Genomic DNA, 4,080 nt, shown 5'->3' with positions numbered 1-4,080 from the left:
AACGGCGGCGGTGATGGCGGCGGCACTGTTGCGCAGATCGCCGGAGGGGGTTTGTGCGCCTCATTTCGATGATGGTCGAACTTGGTGTGATTGTCGGTGGCCTCGGCTTCGAGACCGAGGCCAGGTGCCGCGACCTGGCTGCCTTGGCTACGACTTCGATTTCCGATCCTGCTGAAGCACTGCGTCTTCAGGAGGAACTGACGGCGCAGTTTTCCCTGCTCTCTTATGGGACCGGCCTCGGGCTCGATATTTCACCCCAATGGGACGACCTGCTCGACCTTGTCGAGTCCGTGCGTTGCGCCTCGCTGCTGAATTGACCCCGATGGCCGTGGATCGGTGGCTCGTGGCCCGGCGTGAACGGGCGACCTGACAGGCAAGCTTGCAACCGCGGGGATCCGCGTTGCCGACGCCAACTGGGCGGCGCCTGTCACCAGCGTTGCGGCCTTGCCATCGCCAGCCCCTTTTCCAGGGCCTCCTTGAGACTTGTGGTGTAGTGCGCGGTGTCCTCGAGGCCGCCGAAGAAGTTTATGCGATGGATCTCGCCCTTCTTGCTCATGACAATTCCGGCTGCCCGCAGGCTCTCTTGAACTGACTTGTATGTCATCTCCACGGTTCCCTCTGCCTACCCACAGCTTAAGGTCGCACCCTTATGTAACGAAGCCGTGTCGGTGACTGTGAAGGAGACAACATAAGCTGCTGCCGACTAATCAGATCGAGCTAAGGCCTATCGAGCTAATTGAGTTAAGCGCAAAACACGCTCACTATCCTGTCTTCCGAGCTTACCAAAAACTCCAACGCTCGCAGGAGTTGCCCTCGGATTGTTTGCCGAACCTCGTCTTCCCCCCGAAGCCCCGTCGGCAGGCAAGGCGGACCCGGTGTCCCCCAGGTCCGCCTTTTTCGGGGCCAGCCTCAGCCAAATCAGGAATTTGAACCCGCCGCCTGGGGCGGCAGTGCGGCCCGTCGCGGCAATGCGCTGGCGCTGTTCCCGCGCCGCCGCGCCTCGTTTCCGGAATGCGGCGTTTGAACTGGCTGAAGGCCGACTAAGGCGCTTGGCAAGCCGCAGCGGCAAGCCGGCTCAAATCATTGCGGAAGTTCCGCCTGTAGGGTAATTTAGAAACCGATTGGATGAGGAATACGCCCGCATTCGCCATGGCGCCTGCCTCAGCCTCTGTCTCGGCAGATTGTGAACTCTTTAACAGACCCCGGCACCGCAAGCTGCGTTCTTGTGGTCGACAGGTCATAGCAGTTAAGGATTTGCCATGCTGCGATGCTGCGCGTTCATTGCAGCCCTGATCCTCGTGGGCCTCGCGACGTTGGATGCCCGCGCCGATCGGAGGGTTGCCCTTGTGATCGGCAATTCCGAATATCGGGACATCCCGGCGCTCAAGAATCCCGACAAGGATGCCGAGGATGTGTCGAACACGTTTCGGCAGGCCGGCTTCGACGTGTTCGTCGCCAAGGACCTCACCAAAATCGAGTTCGAGAAGCAATTTCGCAACTATCTGGCCGCAGCCGACGGCGCCGAATTGGCGGTCGTCTACTATTCCGGCCACGGCTTCCAGATCGGCGGCGAGAATTTCCTGATCCCGGTCGATGCCTCGCTGAAGAAAGCGGCCGACATCGAGGTCCAGGCCATCAAGCTCAACGATGTGCTGGAGCAGATGCGTTCGAAATCGAAGATCCAGGTGATCATCCTCGATGCCTGCCGCAACAACCCGTTCCCGCGCAAGGATTACTGGCTGAGGGATCAGCTCATCACCGCCGGCAATGCAGGCCTCGCGCAGGTCAAGAGCTCGCTGAACACGCTGATTGCCTTCGCGACGGAACCCGGGGCGGTCGCCTATGACGGAACCGGCGACCTCAGTCCCTTCTCGTCGGCATTTTCGCGGCGCGCGCTGGCGCCGAACCAGGAGATACGCACCGTGATGGCGGCTGTGCGCCGCGATGTGGTCCAGGCGACCGAAGGCAAGCAGGTGCCCTGGGAAAATTCCTCGCTGATCGATGAGGTCGTGCTGATGCGCCGCGCCACCCGGCCTTCGCTGCCGCCGGTGCTGGAGAAGGTCGTGCCATCGGGGATAGGCCCGGTTGCCCTCGATTTGCCGGCGCCCGTCGACGTCGATGGTGGAACGGTCACGGTCAGCATCGAAAGACCGCCTGCGCTCGGACAACTGACACTGGACGGCAAGCCTGTCGAGGTGGGCCAGCCGATCCAGGGCAAGGACCTGCCGCGCCTGAAGATGGATGTACCCAAGGGAGCAGTTGCCCAGGAAGAAGTTGATATGCTGGCCTACGCCACCCACGACGACTGGGGCGGTGAAGCTCACGGCATCATGGTGTTCCGGGTCAAGAGCGGCGAGGGCGCCGAGGGCGAACAGGTTGTGGCCTCGCTCGAGGCCGAGCAGAAGCAGCAGACGCTGGAACGGGGCATCCACATCACCGGTGCGGCCGAGGCGATCGAGAATAGCGACGTTGCCGTTCCCGTGGGCGTCGGCCCGGTTGCGCTGAAGCTGGACCTGCCGACGAAGGACCCAGCGGTCAGCCTGAAAGTCGCGAGCTATCCGGAAACGGGAACGCTATCCCTGCCTGACCGAACACTGACGCCCGACTCAAGCCTGATGGCCGGCGAAGTCGAGCACCTGCGGTACGAACCCCAGATCGGCACCGTCAAACCGCTTGTGGTCGGCTTCGAAATCCGGGCGGACAACAATTCGCCCAAGCCCGCCACCATGAAACTCTCGCCCAGCGTCGACCCTTGCGATACGGCCGCCGGCGAGCCTCTCGACCTGCAGGGCGTGGTCCCCGGCCTGCTGCCGAACGAGATCGGCGCCAGTGCCGTGGACGTCTGCGAGGCCGCGGTGAAGGCTTACCCGGATGTGCCCCGCTTCCGCTATGAACTCGGGCGCGCGCTGCTTGCCGCCGGCAAGGTCCAGGAGGCGAGGAAAGCCATCGAGGAGGCCGCGAAGAAGGGACATGTCCGCGCCGTGTTCGAGCTCGGCTACCTGCACGCGACCGGGACCGGGACGCCGCAAGACCGCACGCAGGCCAACTCCCTCTACAAGGCCGCGGCCGACAAGGGTGATCCCTACGGCATGACATCCTGGGGCCGCGCCCTGTTCAACGGCTACGGCGTCAAGGCCGATACCGCAAAGGGGCTGGACCTGCTGCTCAAGGCGGCGGCGATGGGACATACCTATGCCATGAACGATCTCGCCGCGATCTTCACCGAGGGCCGCAACGGCGTGACCGCCGACCCGGCCCGCGCCGTCGCCTTCCTTCAGGCCGGCGTGCAGCGGCAGGACATGTATTCGATGAACCTTCTCGGCCGGAACTATCTCAGCGGCCAGGGCATCGAGAAGGATCCAAAGATGGCGCTGACGCTGTTTCAGAAGGCCATCGATCTTGGCCAGCCCTATGCCCCGGCCAGCCTTGGACGCATGTACCGGGACGGTGTTGGCGTGGAGCAGGACCTCGCCGAAGCGCAAAGACTGTTCGAGCTGGCGACCATGCGCGGCGATCAGTCCGGCGCCTACGATCGCGCGGCTCTCGAAATGCAAAAGGGCGACAAGGCGGATCAGGCCGTTGCCGCGCGTTTCCTTGCCTTCGCGGCTGCGCTCGATCTTCGCAAGGAGCTTCCGGGGGCCAGAAAGACGCTGGCAAAATTCGGAGCCAAGCCGAAAACGGCCGCGTTGCAGCAGTTGCAGCAGGAGCTCAAGTCGAAGATCCCCGCGACCGGTTCGCTGGACGCCCAGCTGATCAACGCGGCCAGAGGGGTGTGGGAAGAAGCCAATCCGCGCAGGGACCTTTTCTGATCAACCGGGAGGCAATGGTGGGCAGGACATTGAAGGAAGCAATCACCGCAACAACGCTATCCGGCGTCGTGGTGGCGCTCATGGGCTGCACGTCCATGATGCCCAAGGCCGAGCCGATGCCGGTGGCGGCGAAGCCGCAGCAAAAGGTCGTCCAGACGACCCCTCAGACGACGGTCGTCAAACAGAAAAAGGTGACTGCCAAGAAAGTGGAAAAGCCGGTTGAGGAAACCACGCCTGTGGTCGTTCCGCCCTTGGGCGGTGGTGGTGGTGG

At 63.0% G+C, this 4,080-nt stretch carries 4 protein-coding genes; 3 read left to right on the top strand and 1 reads right to left on the bottom strand.

The window, feature by feature from the left end:
* Positions 1 to 53: 53 nt before the first annotated feature.
* Positions 54 to 317: a hypothetical protein gene (locus tag EN738_RS31785; RefSeq protein WP_127287043.1), complete on the top strand. Its 264-nt coding sequence runs from the start codon at positions 54 to 56 to the stop codon at positions 315 to 317.
* 110 nt (positions 318 to 427) lie between these two features.
* Here EN738_RS31785 and EN738_RS36845 read toward each other — a convergent pair whose 3' ends face one another.
* Positions 428 to 556, bottom strand: coding sequence for a hypothetical protein (locus tag EN738_RS36845; RefSeq protein WP_281015745.1), 129 nt, complete (start codon positions 554 to 556; stop codon positions 428 to 430).
* A gap of 703 nt (positions 557 to 1,259) precedes the next feature.
* Here EN738_RS36845 and EN738_RS31780 point away from each other — a divergent pair.
* Positions 1,260 to 3,809 carry a caspase family protein gene (locus EN738_RS31780; protein WP_127287042.1) on the top strand — a complete coding sequence of 850 codons (2,550 nt, stop codon included), beginning with the start codon at positions 1,260 to 1,262 and terminating at the stop codon, positions 3,807 to 3,809.
* 29 nt (positions 3,810 to 3,838) lie between these two features.
* Positions 3,839 to 4,080 (top strand): hypothetical protein (locus tag EN738_RS31775; protein WP_189606083.1); only part of this gene is annotated, 242 nt, incomplete at its 3' end.

This window comes from Mesorhizobium sp. M4B.F.Ca.ET.017.02.2.1, assembly GCF_003998955.1.
Lineage (GTDB): Bacteria > Pseudomonadota > Alphaproteobacteria > Rhizobiales > Rhizobiaceae > Mesorhizobium > Mesorhizobium abyssinicae.
This window is presented reverse-complemented; position numbering and strand designations above follow the sequence as displayed.

Excerpts from the sequence above, each read along its gene's own strand:
- EN738_RS36845 (WP_281015745.1), bottom strand. The coding sequence starts at position 556 with ATGAGCAAGAAGGGCGAGATCCATCGCATAAACTTCTTCGGCGGCCTC.
- EN738_RS31780 (WP_127287042.1), top strand. The coding sequence starts at position 1,260 with ATGCTGCGATGCTGCGCGTTCATTGCAGCCCTGATCCTCGTGGGCCTC.